This is a genomic window from Paraburkholderia kururiensis JCM 10599 = LMG 19447, assembly GCF_003986935.1.
Classification (GTDB): Bacteria; Pseudomonadota; Gammaproteobacteria; order Burkholderiales; family Burkholderiaceae; genus Paraburkholderia; species Paraburkholderia kururiensis.
This window is the reverse complement of the sequence record NZ_RJZE01000032.1, coordinates 1-22,654: the sequence shown is the minus strand read 5'-3', so window position 1 is coordinate 22,654 and position 22,654 is coordinate 1. Positions and strand designations below refer to the sequence as shown.

Below are 22,654 nucleotides of genomic sequence, written 5' to 3'. Positions count from 1 at the left end.
GACAAAATTTGAACCTTCCACATGATCGTTTTCCTACAGTTCGTGATGCGCGAGCCACATGAGCGCGCCAGCACGCTCGCTACCCGCAATGGTCGTCCACATTTGACCTTGCTCATCGACCGCGATGCAGCCGGGCTGCCAATGGTCCGGGTTGCGCAGTTGATTCACCCAGCCCTGAACTTCACCTTGGAAGAACACGACGACGCCGCCCTTGCCGAGAAGCGCTTCCTGCTCGCGATAGCGACGCGCATCGTCAATCATTGTCTTGGCATCCATCGCTGTGTTTTCCCGTGCATCAAGCCCACGGCCTGTAACGCTGATCGAGTTTCTCGCACTCGCTCCACGTCTGACCTAACTTTACGTCTGTGTCCGCAATTGAAAGCCCACACTTTTCACACGCGAAGCATGCGAGCAGGATGCCTGTTACTGCACTCAAGACGGCTGCTGGAGTCTTGGCGAAAAGAGGCTTCAGTTGAACACTGAACTTGCCACCATCGTGCCGTTCGAAGTATTCGTCCACGGCAGAAAGCGATGGGTGTGCTGCGTGGTGCGACAAATGGCGGTACAAGCCGTCGTAGGCTGCTAGTGCCTTACCGCGCCTTGCAAACTCCCGCATGTCGATCGTGGCTGAATCTTTGTGCAAAGAACTAAAGTCCTGTAGCTTTTCCTTGAACGGTTCAACATTCCCGTAGTCCTTCGCGTTCAGCAGAGTATTCGCATGCTTCACTCTGGAGGCAGAATCATGGGCAGCGAGTTCGCCGGGCGACACCGCGTCTTCAGCAATCGCAAGCATGACGAAAACCGTCTCGAGGAGCCCACGCGACATCGCAAGAGATTCCAGTGTCATTCCGGACTCCGCGAGCAACATTGCCGCCTGAAAATGAGTAACGCAGCGCGCAAAAAAAGCGCCAGCGACAAGCTGACGTCTATTCTTCACGGCGCGAAGTCGCCCGGCGATCTCTAAAGCAAGTCGAGCGCATTTATCGGCGAAGTCGAACAATTCACCGTTACGCTGACGCTGTTCAGCTTGCAGGGCGGCTGCACTACGCCCCGCGAAACCTTCCGTCTCAAAGGTCATTCACCCGCTCCTACGATATCCCGACGCGTTTTCCAAGGCCGCCGCCGCCGGCGAATCAATTTTCCGATTTAGACCGTGCGCCTCTGGTCGCAGTCCTTGAGGTCAGGGAGCGTGTCAATCGGCGGCTCATAGCCCCGGTTGATGTACACGCCGGGTTCGACGGTCCACTCCGTTCCCACATCGTCTCTCACCTGAACGCCATGAATCGCCCCTGATTCAAGCCTTTGCACGTACAGTCCGCGCGTTGCCATATCCATTCTCCATCTAGTCCGGCATCCGGCCGGTTAAGAACGCTCGCGCCGATTCATTTCCCGTTCAGTTTCGGCGAACGTCTATTGCGCAGTTCAACGCTTGCCGCAGTTGGTCGGTGTGGCCGCCGCCTGGATAATCGACCTCTTGTTTCACGCACACTTCCCGAAGCCGATCCAACGCCTCTTTTGGCTCGTTTTGCATCAGGAGCGTCGTGGCATAGCCGAAGTACTCCCACTCATGAACCGTCGCGCGACGCCCGAATTCGTCTAGCTGATCGAACAGCCGCGTCATCAGGTCAGAGACGACTTTCCCTTGATGAAACGACGGCAAGTCGTCGAACTCGACACCAACAGCCAGGTCGCGCGACGCCGCCTGGAAATCCAAATACCTATGCATTGCCAGTTTCCCTCTTCCCTTTGAGGCCGGCCGAGCCGGCATTTTTCTATGTGCCCAACGAGTGCTTCAAAGCGTATCCAGCAAGCGCCTTAATCGCGTCAAACGTTAGTTCAATGCCTTTGGTCTTAGCGGTTTGCTTGATGGATTCCCAGATCGTGCCAGACCGCATGGTATCTAGGAGATCGTGGCCGGCCATTGTGAGCCGCGGCGCAGACCTACCGTAAGAAAAGTGCCCGTCGGCACCGCGAAGGACCTGGAGCCCATCGACATAGCCATTGTCGATGAGCAACTCCAAGTGTCCCGCAAGACGCTCTTCGAGGGACCTGTGCTCTTTGGCGATTTGATCGTAAGCTTCCCACGTCAAATCATCTGTCCATTTCGGCGCGTCCGGAATGTCCGTGAGTACATCATGGCCTGATTCTATGTCGGTCAACTGCTTGCGTAGCAAATCCCAATCTCGCTTCATATTCCTCTCCCGTTCCAGCGCCGGCGGCACCAGCTAATTTTCTTGTCTATTCCTGGCGGCCGTCCGGATCGTCATCATTGATGCTCAGTTTGGCGTGGACGATATCCATGTCCGCGTCGCGCAGTTCCTTCTGGTGCTCCGCCACAGAGGCAGGATCATTAGGGTTAGCTGGCCCCTTCTGCACCGCGTGATGCTTTCGAATTCTCGCGATGGCATGCTGCGCGTGACCTTGAGCGTCTATACGTTTCACAATCTGCTTTCCTTGGCCCATAAGTTCATTTACCGGTCAGCTTCCCGTACTCAGTTCGTGCTTCGTCACGACACTTCGTGTAGTAGGCTCGCACATCGTCTGGCAGGTGCCTGCAAAGGCCAACATCGAAGACCTCACGCGGGGTACGTGCGCGGACACACGCATACAGGAAGAATGTCGATTCCAGCGCGACATCCAGCGAGGGAATGTCCATCAGGTTCGATTCGTCCAGGTGGGCGACAAACTTGTCTCGATAGACGCGCACCTTGTCCAGATATCGAGTCCAGCCGTCGTGGTTGAGGCCTGCGACCCTGTAGATATCGGCAAGGAATTGCTTCTGGTCGAGGTCTTCACGAACAAACCGCTTCCAGTGATGTTTGGCCCTGCCGTCCGCAAACAGTTTGCACCATTCGAGCACGGCGATGTCCAGTGCATTGCCATTGGCCGTGGCGCCAAATTCCGTCTGGTGCTTCAGCGCGCCGGTCCCATCCTCGTTGACGAAACCGACGCGGTAGTACGCGATGTTCCGTACACAGTGGCAACACAGCAACGACAGCTTGCGCACGAACCGTGGATCAGAGAGTGGTGGGGGCACGGCTATTTCTTCGGGCTGGACTGTACCGCTTCGCGCGCTTGCTGACAGCCAGCGGCAACACCAAAGAACGAATGGTCAACCAGATCGTCACGGACACGCATCCCGCACGACCTGCATTGCTGCGCGTGGCCCATATCCGACAGGCGGCAGGGCTTCGTTTCGGCACCTCGGCATGCGCGCTTCTCAGACATGGCAATTTTCCGTTGTCTACGAGTTGTTTGTGCGGTTGCCGATCTCTTTCACTTCGAGCAGCTCGGCCCGGACGTCATTACCATAGATGTCGGCGACTTGATACAAAGCACAAAATCTCCTGCCGCACATCGCTTCGTACTCTGCGCTTTCGATGAAATCGCCCAACGCCCCAAGAGGGACGCGTAGCCGGGTATGCTGTCCTCCAGACTGGACAGCCAACCAGAACCCCTTCGCGACATCACCTGGAGGGCTATACTCAAAGCCATTCGTAGCGCGTTCGCTGCTCGAGTCTATTTTCACCGATAAAGTCGAATAGTCGACGCTTTCTACCACAAAGATAATACGAGATCGTTCAACTTCCGCAGCTAGTTGCCCCCCGACCGCGCCTGGTGGATGTTGAGTTCCGATGCGGTCAATAAGTCCAACGACATAGCGTCCACAGTAAGTATCGTGGATCGATAGCGCTTCTTGCTGTTGGTCCACGAACTCGCGCAATCCGGCGTCCACAATCCCTCGCTCATTGATGTACATCAGCAGAGCCGTGTGAAGTGCTGTCGCATCATTGAAGTTGATGTTGACAAGCGGTGCAATGATTGGCGGAGCGCTATGCGGCGCGTATTGAATGGCGAGCGCATTCGGGTATGCGCCGTAGCACGAGCTCAAATGAACAACGGTCTGGTCCGGGATAGGTTGAAACGCGTTGGCATGCTGCCAAAGGCAAATGGACTCTTCGTCGCCATCGTCTTTCTGCCCGGGTATCTCGAGGTCGCCAGAACCGTCGTGGCCGTGAGCGCTTATTACCAAGACCTTCGGCAAATCCTTGGCGACCCCAGACAACGCTGCGCAAGCTTCCTCGATACACGCATCGAACTCCCTACCAAGACGATACGTCCGCTTGTAGACGCAAACATGCCCAGTGACATCTTTGTCATAGATTTCCGATTGACTACCGTTTTTTTGGATGCCGTACTGCTCGATGATTGCGTAGTGCGTCATATTCTATGTTTTCCTACACAAGTAGCTCAGGCTCTGCTGAGAGAATTTCTCGGGCCCATGGTTGCATGTTGAACGGGAACCCAAGGCCGTAGGAAACGGACGACGCTCGGTACAGCACTCCTTTGCCCTCCAAACCGCGCACGGCACCGTCGTTTAGGCTGTAAGGGACCGAAGCGGCTTGATCGCGGATATAGGGAACCAGAATTGCCTTCTCGTCCGGTGTAAGCGTTGTCAGCCACTTTCGTCTGACCTTCCGCATCCGTGCATCGTCTAGCAACGAGCCGACAACGTTGAAGATCCAAGCGAGTCCATGCGCGAGCAGATAGGCGCAAGAAGCCAATAACGCGAGTCCGATCCACATTCGATACTTCGCGAGAAAATCCATGAGACCCGTCGCAGCAACAACGCGTTCCGGGGCATATAAAAGAGCCCCGCTAGCGATTGCGATGGCAAGTAGAGGCTTTACCGCAATCTGGCCAACTGCCTTTATGCCCTCAGCAACATCCCCGATCATGCCCATGTCAGTATTTTCCGTGGTTGCGCGTGCCTACTCGGCGTACCAATGCGGCCTGACGTCGATCCAATCGACGAGATCGTCTTCCACGACCCCGGAATAGCCGTTGGGCCAGCCCCTCAGATTCGCACGGATAAACGGGTCCTGCGCGCTCCGCGCTTCCTCCGCGCTCAGGCGGGTGACGCGCTGAGCGTCGAGCTCTTCATTGATGAGCCGGACCAGTTCGGCCCGCAAACGGCGGCGGTCCTTGTAGAACGAGGTCGGATCAATCTCCCACTGCGGCGGAAAATTCAAACTCGCGGGCACGACTTCCTCGTCGCTCAGGCGCTCAAGGAGGCGGCCCGAATACCCGTGCCTGTCCGACCGGATACGGACGGTGAATCGGCGTCCCTGCCCTTCAAAAAAATGCACCCGGTGGTACACGCCCTGCGTCACATCATCTGCCATGTCGGGTCTTCCTATTCAACGTGATTGCTTGAGTACCGCGGCGATATTTCGCGCGCAGCATGAGATCGGGCAACGGCGCGAGCGCTTCGTCCATGATATCCCGATGCCGGGCCCTTTCCCCGTTTGATACAGAAATGCATGTCGCGCCAGTCGGCCTTTCAGATCAATTCGGCCCTGCGCACCGATGATGGCCGAGCCGGTCGGGAGAAGTTCGGCGATAGGAATGTCGCTATCTGCGGTCAAGATCCGCATGGAGCGCGCCTCGTACTGCGGGGTATACGACTCCAAAACATGCGTTGGGATCTCATCGACCCTCAATCCGTGTGCCGTACACCATCCGCGCGCCTGGTCCATGAATTCCCTTACACGCTGCTGGTAGGTCGCTACCTTTTCGCGAAATTGGTCCATTTTGGCTTGCTTCCTTTCCATTAATCGTTGCTGCTGTTGGCGCGGCGGGGCGCACCGCCCGGTGCGACTCACCAAAGCCTTCGCCGTTTTCGTCATGCGCGGCTTGGGCCGCTTTCCCTATTCTGCAAAGACTTCCTGCAAGGTTCGCAGGGTGGCCAACAACGTCTTATCGGCAACTGCGCCCTCCTTCTTGACCAGGCGCACCTTGCCCACTGCGCGAATCTGGTCCAGAAGGATCAAACCTTGTTTGCGCTTGAACGTCACGGGAATCCGAAATGGCGCTGGACGCCCCTTGGAAGTCATCGGCGCGACGATGACAGTGCGCAAGTGGTCGTGCATTTCGGGAGGTGAAACGACGACGCAGGGGCGCGTCTTTTGAATCTCACTACCAAGCGTCGGATCGAGCGCGACTAACCAGACTTCCCCGCGCATCACCACGCAAGCTCCGCGTCATCGGCATTCGAAAAATCACCCATGAGCAGCGCATCGTCACCGCTCTCGGCCAGAGCCTTGCTTGCTTCCGCCCAACCCTCGCGGGCTTTGTGCTTCGGGCGACGCAGAACAATCGCGTCGTTTTCGACGTCCATTTCCACTTCGCTCTCCAGCCCTAGTTGCGCAAGGACGGGCTTCGGAATCAGCACGCCCTGCGAATTACCCATTCTGCGAATCGTCGTTCTCATAGCACCTCCAAAGTAATAACAATGTTACGCCATGCGGTCGCAACAGTCAACACAATGTTATTACACGTGACTTCCCCGGACCCGCGCGCCGCACAGTGCCGCGCGCGGCTTTCATAACACTTCGCAAAACATCTGTCGGAGCCTTTTATCGGACACGTCCAGATACGGCAAAACGTGGTCAAGTTCGGCATGGCCGAGAAGCTGCTGCACAGTCTCGATATCGTGCCCTTGCTCAATGAGGTTACTGGCAAACGAGCGTCGGCCCGAATGGGACGATCCACCGCGTATCCCCGCGTCCCTGTAGAGCTTTGTGATGTGGGATTGCAAGCTGTCGCTCGCGGAGTAATCGACCTGCTCTCCGGCCTCGTTGATGCGGCGCTTCGTGTTCATCGCAAACTTGCGCCCCTTGCCGGCAAGGACCAGGCAACTTGACGGCGTGAGTCCGCGATAGCGCTCTGCGGTCAGCTCGGTTCCCAAGCCGCGGGCAATGCGATGGGCCAAGTATGACTCCAGAGCCGAAACCGTTTTCGGGTGTGTGAGATAGACGCATCGTTGCCGACAACCCTTCGTGATTGCGGCCCGAAGACTGACCTCTGAACGGATTGCGCCCGATGGAAACAACACGTCTTGAACTTCGATTTGAGCTATTTCGCCGACGCGCATCCCGCATGTAATGCCTAGCAGGAGAACGAGACAATCGCGTTCGGGATGGCGCGATGTTGCAGACGTGACGGCGAGTAGATGCCGGATTTGAGCCGGTCGAAGTGTTGCAGCTTGGGCCATGCGTCCCTCTGAACTGGATAGGTTAATGACGTATTCAGAGAGAGATTTGGTCGGGGTCTTTTTCAAGCCTATCACGGCTTGTTTATTCACAACCTCGGAAAAAGCCGGCGCGGGAATTCACCGGCCCGCCCGGTCACGTCATCAGCGCACGCAGGCACGCGCGTGCGGGCGACAGCGCATGGGAGACCGAAACGGCAACGCGGGGTGGCATTCCACGCCGCGGCATTTACGACAACATGAAGACTGCCGTCGACCGGATTCGTCCCGGCAACGTGCGCGAGGTCAGCGAGATGGTGAGCTACTACCTGTTTTGATGACGGGTTCTGTAACGTGGCCTCGGACTGGGGAGAAGGGGCAGGTCAGACTGGTTCGCATTCCGAACCTGCCAATCGCCTGCGCCCGCATTGTAGAACCGGGTGATCGCCGAGATCGTCACGATTCGACCTTTCACGGTTTTGATCAGCGTCGACTTGCCAGAAGGCGCCAGAGCGCATGCGACAGCGATTATTTTTTCCCTGCGCGAGACGATTTCGACCGCAACGCCGAAGTTTCAACTTCTCCTGCAAGCATCGCAATGGTGACCATCTCGAATTTTTTCAGCAGGACAGCCTCGGCTTCGAGAAGCGTCGCCGAAAGATGGGTATTCACAGCTTGTTCGACAAGACATTCCGGATGATCCTCCGAGACAAGATGCGAGAAAAGCGAAGGTTCGCCGACCGCACGGTAGACGTCCAGTAGCGTGATGTTTTCGAGAGGTTCGGCCAGCACCCAACCGCCTCCGTGCCCTTTCTCCGAAGTGACGTATCCAATATCGCGCAGACCGCTGAACAAACGCCTCACGACGACGGCGTTCGTGCACAGCATTTCACCGAGCGCTTCGGAGGTGAGCGGACCATCCGCATGCTTCATGTGAATCAACGCGTGCAAGACGCGAGACATGCGGCTATCGGTCTTCATCGTGGGCGCCCATCTCAAGAAACTTGTCAAGTTGCATAAGAGTTTAACATGGCGCTATCATGCAACTCACGACGTTACGTGATGATCTGGGGAGGGAACGTATGGATGAGCACTACGATGTCATCGTGATCGGCGGCAGCTTCGCCGGTCTTTCAGCCGCAATGCAGCTGGCGCGCGCGCGACGGCGTGTGCTTGTGCTCGATAGTAGAAGGCCACGCAATCGATTCGCATCACACGCTCATGGTTTTCTCGGGCAGGATGGCAAGGCGCCCGGCGAGATCATCGATGAGGCGACGGCGCAACTCTCGGCGTATCCGACGGCGCACGTCGAGACAGGCGAAGCACGCACGGCGGAGCGTGTTGATGATCGCTTCATCGTCACGCAAAGCAGTGGGAGCACCGCAAGCGCGGATCGATTGATCCTTGCGACGGGCGTTCGAGACGAACTGCCCTCTCTCCCCGGTCTGGATGAACGGTGGGGTATCAGCGCGCTGCATTGTCCGTATTGTCACGGTTACGAAGTCGCGGACAAACGGCTCGGCGTCCTGGCAACGCATTCACTATCGATTCATCAGGCGATGCTCGTTCCTGACTGGGGACCGACAACCTGGTTTACGCAAGGCATAGTCGAGCCATCGCCCGAAGAGACTGCATTGCTCGAAACCCGCAATGTGCGGATCGAACGGGCGCCAGTCGTGGAAGTGCGTGGCGACGTACCCAACATGACAGGGTTGCGTCTCGCCGACGGCCGCGCCATCGAAATCGATGCACTGTTTGTGGGGTCGCGCACCCAGATGGCAAGTCCGCTCGCAAAGCAGCTCGGATGCGAGTTCGACGAAGGTCCGATAGGTCCCGTTATCCGCGTGGACGACTGGAAGCAGACCACCGTTCCGGGAGTGTTTGCCGCTGGCGATGCGGCGAGCGCATGGTCCAACGCGACGTTCGCCTCGGCGGCCGGCGTTGCAGCGGGCGTTGCAGCACATCGCTCGCTCATCTTTGGCTTGTAAGCGATCGTGGAAGTGGCCGCGCCCTGGCAGCGGGCGCTAACGCGTCGAGTGCACCAAACGGCTGCCCGCGAGGCTCGCGTTTGTTCGAGGTTGCCGGGTGGCGGTCCGATCAATTATTCCGGCGCCATTCGTTCGTCCCATTGGCACGCAAAGAACATTGACGCTACAAGCGGAACGGCCGCTTCGCGTGGGGGATTCAGCCGGTCGATGCAACGATTTGGTTAAATCGCTCAGCCGGCGTGTCGAAGTTTAGTGTTTTTCGGGGATGTTCGTTGAGCCGCCTGGCTACGGCATTCAGTCAGGCCTGCGAGTAGACGGAGAGATCAGTACCCTTAGGGAACCTCCGTTGCGCTGCAGCTCGCGGCTAATCGTGGAAGGAGTACGGGCCAGCCTGGCGGCAATAGCCCGAATCGACCATCGCGCCACCAGGCAGCGAGAAATCTCCTCGCGCTCCGCAAGAGTCAAGGCCTGCGGCGCGCGGTGTCTTCGCCGCGGCTCAATGCCGCTGGCCTCCGCGAGTATCCGCTGTACCGAAGAGTGGCCCCGATCAAACAGTTTTGCAATCTGATGAATCGTTTCGCCTTTGCGCCAGCGCTCCCACATCAATGCCTTCTGGCGTTCGGAATAGTAGATTCTCGGTCTCTGTTTCATTGCAACACCTCCGCGGCTCACGTGGATTCCAGGTGTTGCATCGACCGATTGAATCCGCCGCCAATTTCGGCCATTCGACATCTCACTCTAGTTCGTCGACAATGTCGGACTGCTCTCCGCACGCGATCCGCTGTCGCTTCGCCTCATCGAAGCAGTAGAGCGACCAGCCCATGTCGCCGACGATTTTTCTTAAAAATTTATCTCAACCTCGCGGACCGGAGTCGGATACTTGAAATTGGCGAAGATAACACTGGGATGGCTCGCGCTCTGCCTGCCTGCGATTGGGCTTGCAAACGAGGTGTGTGCCGAGATTCCGGACGACGTTTCCCTGCGCCCCTACGTGATCGAGGACACCGAATTCAGGGCTCCAGGTGCTTTCCGGACAATTTATGCGGTGTCGGACGGTAAATTCCTATGGGTGCGGTTCGATTCGCCGAAGCCGTGGCCGCGGCCGTATACAACTGGCTCGACAGGGGAAGATTTGCTGTTGGACTGGCACGAGTCGAAAGATTGCCTCACGGTCACGAGACGGGGCCATTACCTCAATGGAGGGCAAGAGCTTCTTTCCACTTTTCCGACTGAACTCTATCTCGGTCAAGGCGGCTATGTGACCCGCTTGGGGACAAAGCCCTACGAGCCTCCAGCGCCAAATTGGCCCGTGCCGGGCATCCCGAAATAAATTTCAACGGACGAGCGATGAAAGGTGGCCAGACTTGCGGTGCATAGTTGTGTTGATCGCTCAGCGTTCCACTGGTGGCTCCGATGAGGCGGGGCAGACAGGGAAAAGCAATGGCGTTGGAATAGCAGACGGACTCAATGGAACGGCAGCGTTCAATGTCCCTGGCGGGTCGCTTTATGCCCTTTGCATGAGAGGTCACGCCAGCGAGGACCACCACGCTTGGTCGTCGAGCGCTGGCCCTTCCTGATTGTCGTCGATTTTGACGGAACTGCCGACGAGCTCATCCTGGCCGGTCACCGTCTGCTACTGATCAGCAATATGGGTTCGACTTCTTGATCGGCTTGCCGAAAATCGGTCACTCGGGGCTACCGATTTACGGCGAAACTCCGGCTAGAGATTGAGATGGAATTGCCGTCAGGGTCCTTGGCATTAGCAAAACAGTACCCATTCGCCTGATGCATTGGGCCAAACTCGAGTCCCCCCGCGCGCATTGACTCCTAAAACTCTCGACGTCTTCAACGTCAAAAACAAGTTTCACCAACACCTGCCCGGCCTTCATTCCTTTGCCTGCTTGATGGACCATGATGATGGCGCCGCCCTGCGGCGATACCAACTCGGCTATCCTTCCGTTCACGTCAATTTCGCATGCGAACCCAAAATGTTGGACGTAGAAAGCACAAGTCTGTTGGACATCTTTAGCATGGAGCAGTATCCGATTTAATGCTGATCGCATCTGCGTCTTGCTGCTTTTCATACGAGCCTTTCCCGGTTCGACGGCGAATGCTGACGATTGTCGTCAATTTTGACCAAGCCGTCGAACGGCCAAAATTGGCCGGACCTGGGTTGACGCGAACCTCGGAGATCGCTGATCGCAGCAGATATGCAAAAGGCATGAGCCGACCGAGGCTGTGTAAAAACATGCAGAACGGCCGCCCAGTGACGCCCGGTTGGGAGCGCAGTTGCGTTAGGCCAGCCGCGGCGGATAACCACGGAGACCTAGCCGCTTCGCGCTTGCCATGCGCGGCCGCTCAGTCGATCGAGCCGAGGCGGACGTCCCGATATCGATGGAGTCGGCCCGATCAGTTCGTCCGAAGCTGTTGACGTATTTAGTTCGCGCCTGCAAACGCTTGTCCCGCAAGGCCGAGCCGATGTCAGCATGCGTCGATATTAAGGATCGACACAGCCATTGTCGCAACGTTGACACAATTAATACGGTCTACGACAAGAGCTTTCCGATTCTTCCCTTCTCTACTTCACAGCAACTAGCGGATCCGCTGGCGCCGCGCAGCTCATCTGCTTCCTCTCAACTTTCCTTGGCGCCTGCGCTCGCGTCGCGGTGAACGTGCATCTGACATTGTCGCCCTTGCAAAGCCGAAAATTCATGATTAGACTGAAGCCGTCATCAATCGGATGTTGGATCCAATCGACTATATCCGTAGAGCAAGCTATCCGTTTCCAGGCACTTCAAACCCTTGCTCGGCCTGTGTCATTGCAGCCACTAACCTCACTACCTGACCTGAGAGGATCGTATGCTGGACCAAAGCAGCCGTGATCAACTTCGCATCGAAATTGACAATCGTCTTGATCGGTATATCGACAAGATTTACTCAGACATCCCATACGCTACGCACCAGCGCGATGCGTCGAAGATCGATCTGGAATACTACAAACGCCATAGCATCGAAACGCCGATCAGGATCAAGCTCAAACGCACGATCGATTCGCTCGTTATCCACTATTTCACCAAGACCAATCCACGCGCCGCGAAGGAATGGGCCAAGTACACGGACGACGAGATGCTGCACGGCCAGATGTTCGCGAAAGATATCGAGCGCCTCTGGGGACTTTCCTTTGAAGAAGTAATGGCATATCAGCCGCTTTTTGCAACGCAGCTTCTAAACGGCTACTTCTATTTCCATCTCGAATATGAAGGCCCGATGGCGGCTATTGCATCCGCATACTTCCTCGAATATGTCACGGCCAAAACGCAACCCGTTTGGCTCGACAACCTCGAACGCGTGTTGGGTAAGGGCTTCGTCACAGGTGCACGTGCACATGTTGCGGTCGATCTCAACGAAGATCACGATGCGTTCGTCTGGAACACGCTGATGCACACGGTTCAAACCGAAGACGACGTCGCGAGGCTCAAACAGCACATTGAAAATATCTATGGCCTGTTCTGCGCGTATCTCGAAGAGGTGTATCAGGTGACCGTCGACGGCAACGAACAGGACACCGTCATGTCCGTGTCGCGTGCCGCCGTCCGACATGCACTGAGTGCTGCTGCATGAACGCGGCGCCGAATAAATTCGAGGCGCCAGATGGCGCCGTACCAATCAGGCTACGTCACGCGGAAATTCTGCGTCGGCCCGGTTTGCCTGCTACGCTACCCGCCGCGTTGGGCCGCATCGCTGTGCTCAGGGCCTATCTGCTGCATCACGCTATTGAGTGGGTATCTCGCCGGATCGTCCAAGGCGCGAACGATCGTGGCGAACTCGAGTTCAAAGTGGTACGCGAACGAAGGGACTGGACGGCGGTCTGCGCCCTGCGTCGCGAGGTCTATGCGACAACGATTCCCTACATGCTTTCTGTCCTGGATCCGACCGGCGCGGATGAATACGACCATCGGTCGGTCGTCTTTGGCGTGTGGCTGCGCGGACGGCCCGTCGCAACCGTGCGATACACGCAATGGCCTTTCGAAGTAACGCGCTACGTCCCGACGACGACGCTGGCTGGTTCGATTCCGCTGGAAGCCTGCGACAAAACGCTGGAGTTTTCACGCCTTCTGGTGGCGTCGGACGCGGGTGTCAACCGCTTGATGCCTGCGCTTATCACCTATTCCGGCCTGATGATTCTGTTCAATACCTCGTTTCGGCGCTATGTCGGTTACGCCAAAATGTCTGTGGTGCGCAAACTCAACAGCTTTCACTGTGAAACTGGTCCTCAGGCATTCAGGATCCCGGAGCGCGGCGACCACCAGTACGAACTTGTGATTGGTGAGTTTCTGAACGATGCGCGTCATTTCATCAAGCGCACTTTCCGGTTTGCGCCTGTCGTGACTGCGCTAACCTGCTTGCTACCGAGGTCCTGACAATGGACGCGACACAGCACCGCCCATTTCTTGACGGGAAATTCGGGGGTCTTTGGGATTCGATCAAGCATTCCCCCTACCCTCTTCACTACACGCTGCGCTGGCCGCTCTATTTCTATCGCCCCTCTGCCCGGAACCACTCCGGACTCGTGCCACTGCCCGCCCGGTTCGTCCATCCCGAAGCCGATCGAATTTCGCCTACCGAAACCCTCAGACTGGTGTTCGCCGGTGACATCATGGTACTCAACGGAGACCGCCCGCCATTGCTTTGCCCCAAGCTTTGCAGGTTGATTGGCGGTAGCGATTATTTCATCGCGAGTCTTGAGGCGCCGATCGGCGAGCACAGCCCTACGCCCGATATCCGGTATACGTTCAAGTTCCACATGCCGCTAGCTTTCCTGGAATCGATCAGAGAGCAGACCGACTTGCCGTTCGATCGATGGGTGCTGACCAATGCGAACAATCATTCCGGAGACGTAGGCGCCGATGGGTTCTCGCAGTCTATCCAGACGCTCGAGCGCAACGGCGTCCTGCACGTTGGCTGGAACGAAGGCGACCTGTATCGCAAAATTTCGTCGAAAGGTATGAATGTCGGCTTTGCCGCGTGGACTCGCTGGCTTAATCGCGATCTTGGGGCCGCCGGGCGAACCCTGACGACGGAGCACAACATTGCCAGCCGCTTTACGCTCGAATCGAAGCAACAAGCCGGCATTGACTTCCTGATTGGGCTTCCCCATTGGGAATACGAATTTCAGCACTTCCCGCGTCGCTCAACTCGACGCCTTGCCCGACGACTACTGTCGGACGGTGCCGATCTGCTCGTCGGTTCACATCCACACGTGCTACAGCCCTACGAGCCGATCGGAACAGGTCACTGCTTCTATTCGCTGGGCAACTTCTGTGGCCTGGGAATCGCATGGCCGGCAAAGATCATTTCTCTGCTGGAAGTGCATCTTGCCCGAACCGGTCCGGACGGAGCCGCGCGACTGGTGCGCTTTGCCTTCCATCATTTCTATCAGTTGCACGTCGAACAGGAGATCAGGATAGTCGCGCTAGACGAAGTCCCCGAATCGCTGCGATTGCGCGCCGTGAAGCGGATTTCGCGCGTTATCGACCACAACGTTGTTGCTTGACCCGTTCCCGCCAATCAACTTGCTTCCGATGCGCCCTACCCTCGCTACGATCCATATCGATGCTCTCAGGCACAACTTCGATGTTGCGCGACATCTGGCCGGCCCTGCCAGCGTTATGGCCATGCTCAAGGCCAATGCGTACGGCCATGACCTTCTCACCTGCGCGTCCGCCCTGATCGAAGCCGACGGGTTTGGTGTCGTCGAACTCGAAGCTGCGCTCGACCTGCGCCACGCCGGTTGGAAAAAAAAGATACTTCTACTCGAAGGGTTCTATGAGCCGGACGAGATTCGCGTTTTTCAGGACTACAATCTGACGCCGACAATTCACAATGTCGAACAGATCGACATGCTCAGGGCATTCGAAACGAAGCGGCGCTTCGACATTTTCCTGAAGATCAACAGCGGAATGAACCGACTCGGGTTCGATATTGATGCGGTTCCGCGCGTCGTCGAACGTCTGCGATCAATGCACTGTATAGGTCGCATCTCATTCATGACGCACTTCGCATGCGCGGATGGGGAACTTGGGGTTGAGTTCCAGACGAAACGTCTGACTAGGCTCGCCATCAAGCCGGACGCCTGGTCGATGGCGAATTCGGCCGCCTTGATCGCGCACAATCACGTCAGGGGAGACGTCGTGCGCCCCGGCATCATGCTTTATGGCGCCTCGCCGTTGGAGGGGCGCAGCGCGAGATCACTCGGGCTGGAACCCGTCATGACGCTGCAATCACGGATCATTGCCGTTCAGTCGTTGCAGCAGGGGGAAACCGTTGGATACGGCGCAACCTATACATGCCCGTCGCCTATGCGCGTCGGGGTGGTTGCATGCGGCTATGGCGATGGCTATCCTCGCCACGCTGGCAGCGGCGCGCCGGTTGGTGTGGGGGACAGGATCGCGAGAACGATCGGGCGGATTTCGATGGATAAGCTGGCAATCGACATCACCGACTTTCCGGAGGCAGGCGTTGGAACCTGTGTCGAGCTGTGGGGGAAAACCGTCCCCGTCGACAGCGTCGCAACGCATGCCGGCACGAGCGGGTATGAACTGGTCAGCGCGGTCACGCCTCGCGTACCTCGTATCGCTTCCGAAGCTGGCCAGCGAGCATTGCGTCGGCCATTGATCGACGTTGATTGCCACTGACAGAAACTCATGATCCGATTCGACGAATACCGACGTCATGACGCGGTCGGGCTGGCGCAACTGGTGACATCCGGGGAACTCCACGCGTCGGAACTGCTGGACGTGGCCATCCACCGCGCAAGCCAGGTCAACGACACGCTGAACGCCATCGTCACCCCTATGTACACGCTCGCGCGCAAGAGAACGCAAGAGAGGCTCCACGGCTCGCTCGCCGGCGTTCCGTTCCTGATCAAGGACCTGCGCCAGGACTACGAAGGCGTCGTGACGAGCAACGGCTGCAAGGCGCTGAAGACGGCGGGGCGTAAAGCGTCGTCGCACTCGGCCATCACGGCGAGGTGGCTCAATGCCGGGCTCGTCGTTTTCGGCAAGACCAATACTCCGGAGTTCGGAGCAAAAGGGGTAACCGAACCGGAAGCCTGGGGTGCGACGCGAAATCCCTGGGACCCGTCGCGCTCGGCGGGGGGGTCGTCGGGCGGCGCATGCGCGGCCGTTGCGGCCGGCATCGTGCCTGTCGCAGGCGCCAGCGACGCGGGTGGATCGATTCGCATCCCCGCTTCTTATTGCGGTCTGTTCGGGCTCAAGCCGGGTCGCGGACGCACACCGATGGGACCCGCGATTGCCGAAATCATGCATGGTGCGGCCGCCCATCACGTAGTGTCCCGCTCGGTACGCGACAGCGCGGTATGCCTTGATGCGGCGGTCGGGCACGAGCCGAATTCGTTCTTCAGGATTGCAGCTCCCGAGCGTCTATACCGCGACGAGATCAAGCGCGACTGCGAACCGCTACGGATCGGGCTCAGCCATTACTCGTTTGCTGCGTCCTGCGTCGACGTTGAGGCGGTGCGCGCGGTCGAAAACACGGGCGAACTGCTGCACCGACTCGGACATCGTGTGGAGTGGGCAGAGCCACAGATCGATGGTGCACAGATGGGACGTGACTTCACCAACATCTGGTTCGCCTATTGCGCATCGATGGTGAGCCAGACACGACGCGAATTCGGCGTAGGCAACGCCGGTTTCGAACGCGACACGCTGAGCATGGCGGCCTTTGGTCGAGCGATGCGCGCGATCGATTACGTCGAAAGTTACATGAGGTTGAATGAGTATTCACGCGCGCTCGGGGAATTCCACCAGCGCTACGACGTGCTCGTTACGCCGACTGTTGCGATGCCGGCCCCGCGCATTGGTGAGCTCGTGACTCCTCGTTCGCAGCAGTTGCTGCTCCAGGCGATCGACGCGATAGGCCTGACGCGTGCCGTCCTGCATTCGCGACTCGTGCGCCGTGTCGTACTGAAGAATCTCGCGCGTGTACCTTATACGCAACTGGCCAACCTGACGGGCGTCCCTGCCATGTCGGTGCCCTTGCATTGGACGAAGGAACAGCTACCGTGGGGCGTGCAGTTCATCGCGTCGCATGGACGGGAGGGCATGCTGTTCAGGCTTGCATCGCAACTTGAACTGGCAACCCCTTGGTTTGATCGCATACCTGCCATCTAGACACATTAACTGAGAAGAAAGCCGTGAATACGAACGAATCTCGCGGACTCGCCTTCGGTGCATTGGGCATGCTGATTTTCAGTCTGACGCTACCCATGACCCGCATCGTCGTAACCGAAATGAATCCATTCCTCAACGGCCTGGGGCGCGCGGAAGTCGCGGCAGTTCTTGCTGGCATCGTACTATGGGCAACGCGTAGTCCACTACCGGCCCGACGCCATCTCGGCATGCTTGTTGTCGCCGCCGCCGGCGTGGTAGTGGGCTTCCCCGTGCTCTCCGCGGTCGCCATGTACTTCGTGCCAGCATCGCATGGTGCCATGATCAATGGGCTGATGCCGTTCGCAGTCGCAGCATACGCTTACCTGTTCGGCGGCGAACGTCCATCGGCTGGCTTCTGGGCGTGCGCGGTTGCCGGCAGCGCGATCGTCTTGCTCTACGCGATGGCAGATAGCGGTGGCGTGCTGGCGTCTGGCGACCTGCTGATGCTTGCGGCAGTTGCCGTCGGCGGCCTCGGCTACGCGGCGGGAGGCAAGCTTGCGCGCGAACTCGGAGGCTGGCAGGTGATCTGCTGGTCGCTCATCATCTCCGCCCCCGTGCTCGCCATCCCCACGGGATGGCTGTTGATGTATCACTGGCGTCCGCTCAGCCCAAGCGCGTGGCTGGCGTTTGCCTATGTCTCGGTCGGCTCGCAGTTTCTGGGATTCTTCGCCTGGTACGCCGGCCTCGCAATTGGCGGTATCGCCCGCGTCGGTCAGGTGCAACTGCTCCAGGCGTTCGTGACCATCGGATTGTCCGCGTTGCTATTCGGTGAGCGCATTCCCGCGATCGCGTGGCCATGCGCGCTGGCTGTCGCCGCTGCTGTCCTGCTTGGCAAACGCATGGTGATCCATGCGCGCCCTGCTCGACGAGCGGGCTGATGAGGAGCTGCGGCCACGCCGCGCGAACCTGTTGAACCCGGGGCCACCTCATATGCAGGCGCCGTGCGTCCGCAATAAGGCGACGGCTGGATTTAGGGGCCTTCCGCGCAATCCAATGCTGGAGACTCACTTGCGCATAATGCGCGCAACGTGTATTGTCAGCGCGGGTGATTATAGGATGTTGGATCCAGCCGATAAAATGCAAGCGATTCCTAAGGCGTCAGAAGCGCGGATCGTCGTCAATGCGCGTGGCTATACCACGGCGACTGAGTTTGCTGCGCAAACAATCCGACAACACATCCTCGACGGCACGTTCGCCGACGGTATGCCGCTTCGCCAGGACGAACTGGCGGAGCAACTGCAGCTGAGTCGCATGCCCGTGCGCGAGGCGCTCAGACTCCTCGAGGTCGAAGGACTGGTCGACTTCCAGCCTCGCAAGGGCGCGATCGTCGCATCGCTCTCCCCCGACGACATTACCGAGATCTACGAACTGCGCGCGCAGTTGGAAACTTACGCATTGCGTCTGTCGTTGCCCCATCTCTCCGCGGAAGCGCTTGCCAGCGCCGAGAAACTGCAACGCGAAATCGAGGCACATCCCGATCCAGTCCAAACGGGATCGCTTAACCTCGAATTTCATCTGTTGCTGTACTCCGGTGTCGAGCGCAAGCGAACCACTGCATTCCTAATATCGCTAAGTCGGAGCGTAGACCGCTATCTGCGCCTGCTGATGAGCCAGCTAGGATATGCGGGAAAATCGGACAAGGAGCACCGGGCCCTGCTCAGACTGTGCCGCAAGCGAGACGTGAATGCGGCCTGCGACCTGCTTCATAAGCACCTGATCGAAGGCGGGACGGCGTTAGCCGCTTTTGTCCACGAACTGCAGACGAAACGATCGGCCAGCGTCTAGCGCCGATCACACGATCAGTCTCGTCGGCATCAGCGGACGGCACGTTCCAACGCGTGAACGACATCGGCCTCCAGATCCATAGCATGCTCCATCCCGACGTAGATACGCAGATATGGTGTGTCGCCCGGTGCAACGGGGAAATGCCGTTCCCGATTTGGCATGACAGCATTCACCAGACTCGTGTCTCCTCCCCAGCCGTATCCGTGGCGGACGACCCTGAACCGCGAGAGTACCGCCCCGACATCATCTGGACTGTTCGCGGGACAACGCACGGTAATCAGGCTGTTTGCCCCGAGAAAATCCCGCTGCCAGAGTTCAAATTGTCCAGATGACTGATGGGCTGGATAGAAAATATTCGCTTCCCCGACGATAGCGGCAACTTTGGGCAGCAATCGAGCAAGCGTTGCAGCTTGATGTTCGAGCCGCAGGCGCAGGTTCGGCAACACAGATGCGATTCGCGCTGCACTATCCGACGATAGCATTGCTCCTACCAGCGCTCCGAAGTGCCTGAATTCAGCGTGCAGCCCAGCATCGTTGCTCAAGGCCGCTCCGCCCGATACGCCCAGCGGAGCGCCATGATATTTCGACAACGAGAGGACGACGACATCGATCTGCCCGGTTTCGAATCCGTTGAATAATGTTGAAGCAGACCAAGTGTTGTCAAGTATAGTGACAACGCCGCGGGCGCGGCAAAGACGCGTAATCGCAGGCACGTCCTGAATTTCGTACAGCATCGAACCCGGCGATTCAAGAAAAACTGCCTTTGTTCTCGCCGACAGACGTTGCTCGAACGCAGCGAGGTCGGTTGGCGCGAAGTAGCCAATCGAAACCCCCGCGCGTGCAAGCACCTGATCGAAAAGCCAGCGTGTTGTGTACGTTACGCTATCGGCAACGAGCACTTCGTCACCGGTCGTCGCCACAACCGACATCACTGCGTGCAAGGCGGCCTGACCAGAAGGGTACAGCGCGCAATGTTTTGCACCCTCAAGCATGCAAAGGCTATCCGCCAGTGCAAACGTAGTCGGGGTATCGACCGCGCCATAGTAGAACCTCTGAGTCAGTTTTTTCGACTGTGCCGTGAGGGACGCTTTATCTATCGGAAGCATCTGATTGGGCGAATCGAACAGAACTGTCGTCGCTTGGATCGATTGGGGCACCGGCAGCGTCACGCCGTCGTAAAGCTTGACGCAGTTGCGACTGACAAGGAACGTATCGGACTGGACAGTTTGCGTCATTGCAGGGTTTCGCTTGGGTTGGATTCATATGAGGGCCAGACGCTCGTGCGCGGATCATGGGCAAAATGCTTCATCCGCGTGACGACTTCGCGGACCTCGTCGATCCGTGGCGTCCCGACATCGTGCAGCGGGTATCGCGCCGAAGCCTCGCCGAAATGACGGAAGAGCTCGAGCAATTCTCCCTTGGGGGTCGGCCAATCCAGATAGTCGTAACCTTTGCTGTCGTCGCTTCCGCGTAGCGGATGTTGAACGGCCCAGTTGAAGCTGATGGGATGCGGTCCACCATAGATGGAGCGCATCCTGACAAGTTCGTCGAGCAATGCGCGACGGTTTTCCGGGGACTCTCCAAGACCGAATAGGACTGCACACCCACATTTGATGTCCGCGTCGCGAAGGAACGACAATGCGTCCTCGATGCGATCCAGCCACCTCCGCCTGCTGCGGGTGTCCTTGCTCATCCCGCCGATCTCGGCAGGAATAAGAGTTTCTATACCGACAAACAGATAGCGCAAGCCCGAACGGCGAAGGCGCAGGAGCTCCTGCTTTCGCGCAATGATAAGGTCGATCGTCAGTTGGGCTCCCCAGTGGATATCAAGCGGTGCGCACTCGAGGCGATGCGCCAGACGCTCTAGCTGACCGGCGCTTCCGCCGAGCATCACGGAATCTTCAACGAATGCGCTCGCCTGAAGCAGCGGGTGATCCTCCCGGACCACGGTTACCGTATCGGACAATTGCCGGAATAGCCGATCGGCGCTATTGCGCAGATCGCGGGGGGAACCCGTTACCGCGCTAGACTCGCTGCAGAAGGCGCAGCTATAGATGCAACCTCGCCCCATGTCGCTGCTTACGTGGGCAGTCAACCGTCCATCGAATACGTCGAATGAGCTCGACAGTCCGAAGACGCGCACAGGTGACGGCAACTCGTTGTAGTCGAGCGGCAGTCCAGAACTTACGCGCGCGTAGATCGAACATTCATGCACGCACCCTGCAATCCAGTCGCCGCGGGTGGCTGGTTCGGGGAGCGCGCGCACAAAATCGCTAGCCTGTGCAGGAAGATTGCCGCTCGCCCGCGCAACAAGTTCGCCAAGTTCCGCGATCAGATATTCACCATCTCCCGATACAACGAGATCGAAAACATGCTCGATCTTTCGATCCACCATCAGAGAAAGTGCCGACGCCGGATGGTGTCGAACCTGGCTGACGTGCCGCAACGAAGCATCTGCCAGATACAATGTCTCGCACGCATGACGCCCACCCAGCACAACAAGAGCGTCTGCGCCCATCACACGCCTCACCAACATTGCGCATTCGATCGCACCGCGCATACATATCGTCATCGCTCCGATCAGCACGAGGTTCGGCCTTTCCTTGCGTAGCAAAGCTTCGAAGCGCGGCATTTCGTCGCCAGAATGCATCAGGACACATTTGTCCCGTCTCGCCGAGCGACGGCCGCACCAGTTGCTGGTCGCCCACGCCGAGGATGCAATTTCAGTGCGGGCAGCGGCGAGCCTGCACGCGTTGTACAGGCTCGCCGGATCGCGGCTGCTCAACGTCAGTTCACCTCTTGCCCCCGTCACTGATTCAGGTGCAGCAACAGCGAGTACTCTTAGGCTCGACACGATCTGGCCTCATTGTTGGTATATTCTTTATCCGATCTTGGGTGGCTAAAACATCCCGTTGGTTGGATCCAATCGACAGGATGTTATCTCAAAAAAATGCCTTGTCGCAATTCTTACTACTATTTGCCGCCGGGCACGCACGGCCGCTCGGCGCGCGCCATCGAACACATTGCCTATGCCTTCGTACATGCAGATGAAGCACGAGACCCGCAAGCGGCGCGCAACTATTTCGACGCGACCATCGACCGCCTCGGCAAACGATGGCGCCAAGGTGGGCACAGTAGGCCGTACCAAACGAGTGTGGAGACTACTTTGTCACCTGATATAGCGACGGCAGCGAAACGGACGCGTAAAGCTACAGCTGCCCCGTTCATTAACGGCGAACGCTTGATTATTGTTTCCTCGCCCCCCACAGGCGAACGGCGGCTACTGAGAACGCCGACCGTCCCCTGAGAGTCGGAAGTACTCGCTGGCGAACGGCCGCTTCCGGACGACGGACTCCCACGGGCCGCTTCGCGGTGATGAGTTTCAGGAGCCGATAGACGCACACCGACCCACTCCGGTCAGACGACCTTCTCCAAAGCGGTCAGACGGTCGAATCCAGGTTTTGCGAACTAGGGACGGGCTGAACAATGTGCATTGGCTGCACGGTTGACGTGCGAACCGACGCGAGAATCGGGAGGCGGGTGCCGTGACTGCTGAGTCCTGTGTCTCGACAAGCCTTCGAAGGCGTTTTTTGCGCAGATCTGCGCGTTCAAGACGC

The 22,654-nt window shown here is 58.0% G+C and carries 26 protein-coding genes and 1 pseudogene; 9 read left to right on the top strand and 18 right to left on the bottom strand.

Annotated elements, in window-relative coordinates:
- Window positions 1-33 precede the first annotated feature (33 nt).
- From PKKP23_RS29610 to PKKP23_RS29540, 14 genes are all read right to left on the bottom strand, one after another.
- Complete coding sequence (locus PKKP23_RS29610) at window positions 34-276, bottom strand: hypothetical protein (protein WP_126879494.1); 243 nt, start codon at window positions 274-276, stop codon at window positions 34-36.
- A 19-nt stretch (window positions 277-295) separates the two neighbouring features.
- The gene (locus PKKP23_RS29605; protein WP_126879493.1) at window positions 296-1,078 is read right to left on the bottom strand and encodes a DUF5677 domain-containing protein; all 783 of its coding nucleotides are present in this window, start codon (window positions 1,076-1,078) and stop codon (window positions 296-298) included.
- Between the two features lie 315 nt (window positions 1,079-1,393).
- Window positions 1,394-1,726, bottom strand: a complete 333-nt coding sequence (locus tag PKKP23_RS29600) for a hypothetical protein (RefSeq protein WP_126879492.1) — start codon at window positions 1,724-1,726, stop codon at window positions 1,394-1,396.
- A gap of 46 nt (window positions 1,727-1,772) precedes the next feature.
- The gene (locus PKKP23_RS29595) at window positions 1,773-2,192 is read right to left on the bottom strand and encodes a DUF2513 domain-containing protein (protein WP_126879491.1); all 420 of its coding nucleotides are present in this window, start codon (window positions 2,190-2,192) and stop codon (window positions 1,773-1,775) included.
- Between the two features lie 46 nt (window positions 2,193-2,238).
- A complete protein-coding gene (locus tag PKKP23_RS29590) occupies window positions 2,239-2,442 on the bottom strand; it encodes a hypothetical protein (RefSeq protein ID WP_126879490.1) in 204 nt (67 codons plus the stop codon).
- Between the two features lie 25 nt (window positions 2,443-2,467).
- Window positions 2,468-3,037, bottom strand: coding sequence for a hypothetical protein (locus tag PKKP23_RS29585; protein WP_126879489.1), 570 nt, complete (start codon window positions 3,035-3,037; stop codon window positions 2,468-2,470).
- 207 nt (window positions 3,038-3,244) lie between these two features.
- A complete protein-coding gene (locus tag PKKP23_RS29580) occupies window positions 3,245-4,225 on the bottom strand; it encodes a hypothetical protein (RefSeq protein WP_126879488.1) in 981 nt (326 codons plus the stop codon).
- 13 nt (window positions 4,226-4,238) lie between these two features.
- Entirely contained in the window at window positions 4,239-4,745 is a 507-nt protein-coding gene (locus PKKP23_RS29575) for a superinfection exclusion B family protein (RefSeq protein WP_126879487.1), read from the bottom strand.
- A 27-nt stretch (window positions 4,746-4,772) separates the two neighbouring features.
- A complete protein-coding gene (locus PKKP23_RS29570) occupies window positions 4,773-5,186 on the bottom strand; it encodes a hypothetical protein (protein WP_126879486.1) in 414 nt (137 codons plus the stop codon).
- Between the two features lie 15 nt (window positions 5,187-5,201).
- On the bottom strand, window positions 5,202-5,594 hold the full coding sequence (locus PKKP23_RS29565; protein ID WP_126879485.1) for a hypothetical protein: 393 nt from the start codon (window positions 5,592-5,594) through the stop codon (window positions 5,202-5,204).
- Window positions 5,595-5,711: 117 nt separating this feature from the next.
- Complete coding sequence (locus PKKP23_RS29560; RefSeq protein ID WP_126879484.1) at window positions 5,712-6,032, bottom strand: type II toxin-antitoxin system PemK/MazF family toxin; 321 nt, start codon at window positions 6,030-6,032, stop codon at window positions 5,712-5,714.
- The gene (locus PKKP23_RS29555; RefSeq protein WP_126879483.1) at window positions 6,026-6,274 is read right to left on the bottom strand and encodes an AbrB/MazE/SpoVT family DNA-binding domain-containing protein; all 249 of its coding nucleotides are present in this window, start codon (window positions 6,272-6,274) and stop codon (window positions 6,026-6,028) included. The genes PKKP23_RS29560 and PKKP23_RS29555 overlap by 7 nt, the downstream gene beginning before the upstream one ends.
- A 111-nt stretch (window positions 6,275-6,385) precedes the next feature.
- A complete protein-coding gene (locus tag PKKP23_RS29550) occupies window positions 6,386-7,057 on the bottom strand; it encodes a tyrosine-type recombinase/integrase (RefSeq protein WP_126879482.1) in 672 nt (223 codons plus the stop codon).
- Window positions 7,058-7,561: 504 nt separating this feature from the next.
- The gene (locus PKKP23_RS29540) at window positions 7,562-8,014 is read right to left on the bottom strand and encodes an Rrf2 family transcriptional regulator (RefSeq protein WP_042303655.1); all 453 of its coding nucleotides are present in this window, start codon (window positions 8,012-8,014) and stop codon (window positions 7,562-7,564) included.
- Between the two features lie 101 nt (window positions 8,015-8,115).
- Between PKKP23_RS29540 and PKKP23_RS29535 the strand changes: the two genes are divergently transcribed.
- Entirely contained in the window at window positions 8,116-9,021 is a 906-nt protein-coding gene (locus tag PKKP23_RS29535; protein WP_126879534.1) for an NAD(P)/FAD-dependent oxidoreductase, read from the top strand.
- A gap of 339 nt (window positions 9,022-9,360) precedes the next feature.
- Here PKKP23_RS29535 and PKKP23_RS29530 read toward each other — a convergent pair.
- Window positions 9,361-9,672 (bottom strand): annotated as a pseudogene (locus PKKP23_RS29530) (helix-turn-helix domain-containing protein); the annotation flags it as partial.
- Between the two features lie 229 nt (window positions 9,673-9,901).
- On the opposite strand from PKKP23_RS29530, the gene PKKP23_RS29525 reads away from it, so the two are divergent.
- Window positions 9,902-10,351 carry a hypothetical protein gene (locus PKKP23_RS29525; protein WP_126879481.1) on the top strand — a complete coding sequence of 150 codons (450 nt, stop codon included), beginning with the start codon at window positions 9,902-9,904 and terminating at the stop codon, window positions 10,349-10,351.
- Between the two features lie 373 nt (window positions 10,352-10,724).
- Here PKKP23_RS29525 and PKKP23_RS34945 read toward each other — a convergent pair whose 3' ends face one another.
- Window positions 10,725-11,084, bottom strand: coding sequence for a VOC family protein (locus tag PKKP23_RS34945; protein WP_338120182.1), 360 nt, complete (start codon window positions 11,082-11,084; stop codon window positions 10,725-10,727).
- Window positions 11,085-11,880: 796 nt separating this feature from the next.
- On the opposite strand from PKKP23_RS34945, the gene PKKP23_RS29515 reads away from it, so the two are divergent.
- Genes PKKP23_RS29515 through PKKP23_RS29485 form a run of 7 tightly spaced genes read left to right on the top strand, consistent with a single transcriptional unit; the run spans window position 11,881 to window position 19,037 of the window.
- Window positions 11,881-12,642, top strand: coding sequence for a hypothetical protein (locus tag PKKP23_RS29515; protein WP_126879480.1), 762 nt, complete (start codon window positions 11,881-11,883; stop codon window positions 12,640-12,642).
- The gene (locus tag PKKP23_RS29510; RefSeq protein ID WP_126879479.1) at window positions 12,639-13,442 is read left to right on the top strand and encodes a hypothetical protein; all 804 of its coding nucleotides are present in this window, start codon (window positions 12,639-12,641) and stop codon (window positions 13,440-13,442) included. Before PKKP23_RS29515 ends, PKKP23_RS29510 begins: the two co-directional genes overlap by 4 nt.
- A gap of 2 nt (window positions 13,443-13,444) precedes the next feature.
- Window positions 13,445-14,575, top strand: coding sequence for a CapA family protein (locus PKKP23_RS29505; protein ID WP_126879478.1), 1,131 nt, complete (start codon window positions 13,445-13,447; stop codon window positions 14,573-14,575).
- Between the two features lie 28 nt (window positions 14,576-14,603).
- Window positions 14,604-15,716, top strand: a complete 1,113-nt coding sequence (alr, locus tag PKKP23_RS29500; RefSeq protein ID WP_126879533.1) for an alanine racemase — start codon at window positions 14,604-14,606, stop codon at window positions 15,714-15,716.
- A 9-nt stretch (window positions 15,717-15,725) separates the two neighbouring features.
- Window positions 15,726-17,213 carry an amidase gene (locus tag PKKP23_RS29495; RefSeq protein WP_205703023.1) on the top strand — a complete coding sequence of 496 codons (1,488 nt, stop codon included), beginning with the start codon at window positions 15,726-15,728 and terminating at the stop codon, window positions 17,211-17,213.
- A gap of 23 nt (window positions 17,214-17,236) precedes the next feature.
- On the top strand, window positions 17,237-18,130 hold the full coding sequence (locus PKKP23_RS29490; RefSeq protein ID WP_126879477.1) for a DMT family transporter: 894 nt from the start codon (window positions 17,237-17,239) through the stop codon (window positions 18,128-18,130).
- Window positions 18,102-19,037 carry a GntR family transcriptional regulator gene (locus PKKP23_RS29485; RefSeq protein ID WP_126879476.1) on the top strand — a complete coding sequence of 312 codons (936 nt, stop codon included), beginning with the start codon at window positions 18,102-18,104 and terminating at the stop codon, window positions 19,035-19,037. Before PKKP23_RS29490 ends, PKKP23_RS29485 begins: the two co-directional genes overlap by 29 nt.
- Before the next feature lie 29 nt (window positions 19,038-19,066).
- On the opposite strand, the gene PKKP23_RS29480 is transcribed toward PKKP23_RS29485, so the two are convergent.
- Together PKKP23_RS29480 and PKKP23_RS29475 are read right to left on the bottom strand one after the other, a co-directional pair.
- A complete protein-coding gene (locus tag PKKP23_RS29480; protein ID WP_126879475.1) occupies window positions 19,067-20,272 on the bottom strand; it encodes a trans-sulfuration enzyme family protein in 1,206 nt (401 codons plus the stop codon).
- Window positions 20,269-21,891: a B12-binding domain/radical SAM domain-containing protein gene (locus PKKP23_RS29475; RefSeq protein ID WP_205703022.1), complete on the bottom strand. Its 1,623-nt coding sequence runs from the start codon at window positions 21,889-21,891 to the stop codon at window positions 20,269-20,271. Before PKKP23_RS29475 ends, PKKP23_RS29480 begins: the two co-directional genes overlap by 4 nt.
- Window positions 21,892-22,654 lie beyond the last annotated feature (763 nt).

Bases quoted from the DNA above. Each gene is read 5' to 3' on its own strand.
- PKKP23_RS29610 (WP_126879494.1), bottom strand. From the start codon at position 276: ATGGATGCCAAGACAATGATTGACGATGCGCGTCGCTATCGCGAGCAG.
- PKKP23_RS29605 (WP_126879493.1), bottom strand. From the start codon at position 1,078: ATGACCTTTGAGACGGAAGGTTTCGCGGGGCGTAGTGCAGCCGCCCTG.
- PKKP23_RS29600 (WP_126879492.1), bottom strand. From the start codon at position 1,726: ATGCATAGGTATTTGGATTTCCAGGCGGCGTCGCGCGACCTGGCTGTT.
- PKKP23_RS29595 (WP_126879491.1), bottom strand. From the start codon at position 2,192: ATGAAGCGAGATTGGGATTTGCTACGCAAGCAGTTGACCGACATAGAA.
- PKKP23_RS29580 (WP_126879488.1), bottom strand. From the start codon at position 4,225: ATGACGCACTACGCAATCATCGAGCAGTACGGCATCCAAAAAAACGGT.
- PKKP23_RS29575 (WP_126879487.1), bottom strand. From the start codon at position 4,745: ATGGGCATGATCGGGGATGTTGCTGAGGGCATAAAGGCAGTTGGCCAG.
- PKKP23_RS29570 (WP_126879486.1), bottom strand. From the start codon at position 5,186: ATGGCAGATGATGTGACGCAGGGCGTGTACCACCGGGTGCATTTTTTT.
- PKKP23_RS29565 (WP_126879485.1), bottom strand. From the start codon at position 5,594: ATGGACCAATTTCGCGAAAAGGTAGCGACCTACCAGCAGCGTGTAAGG.
- PKKP23_RS29555 (WP_126879483.1), bottom strand. From the start codon at position 6,274: ATGAGAACGACGATTCGCAGAATGGGTAATTCGCAGGGCGTGCTGATT.
- PKKP23_RS29550 (WP_126879482.1), bottom strand. From the start codon at position 7,057: ATGGCCCAAGCTGCAACACTTCGACCGGCTCAAATCCGGCATCTACTC.
- PKKP23_RS29540 (WP_042303655.1), bottom strand. From the start codon at position 8,014: ATGAAGACCGATAGCCGCATGTCTCGCGTCTTGCACGCGTTGATTCAC.
- PKKP23_RS29535 (WP_126879534.1), top strand. From the start codon at position 8,116: ATGGATGAGCACTACGATGTCATCGTGATCGGCGGCAGCTTCGCCGGT.
- PKKP23_RS34945 (WP_338120182.1), bottom strand. From the start codon at position 11,084: ATGCGATCAGCATTAAATCGGATACTGCTCCATGCTAAAGATGTCCAA.
- PKKP23_RS29515 (WP_126879480.1), top strand. From the start codon at position 11,881: ATGCTGGACCAAAGCAGCCGTGATCAACTTCGCATCGAAATTGACAAT.
- PKKP23_RS29510 (WP_126879479.1), top strand. From the start codon at position 12,639: ATGAACGCGGCGCCGAATAAATTCGAGGCGCCAGATGGCGCCGTACCA.
- PKKP23_RS29505 (WP_126879478.1), top strand. From the start codon at position 13,445: ATGGACGCGACACAGCACCGCCCATTTCTTGACGGGAAATTCGGGGGT.
- alr (WP_126879533.1), top strand. From the start codon at position 14,604: ATGCGCCCTACCCTCGCTACGATCCATATCGATGCTCTCAGGCACAAC.
- PKKP23_RS29495 (WP_205703023.1), top strand. From the start codon at position 15,726: ATGATCCGATTCGACGAATACCGACGTCATGACGCGGTCGGGCTGGCG.
- PKKP23_RS29485 (WP_126879476.1), top strand. From the start codon at position 18,102: ATGCGCGCCCTGCTCGACGAGCGGGCTGATGAGGAGCTGCGGCCACGC.
- PKKP23_RS29480 (WP_126879475.1), bottom strand. From the start codon at position 20,272: ATGACGCAAACTGTCCAGTCCGATACGTTCCTTGTCAGTCGCAACTGC.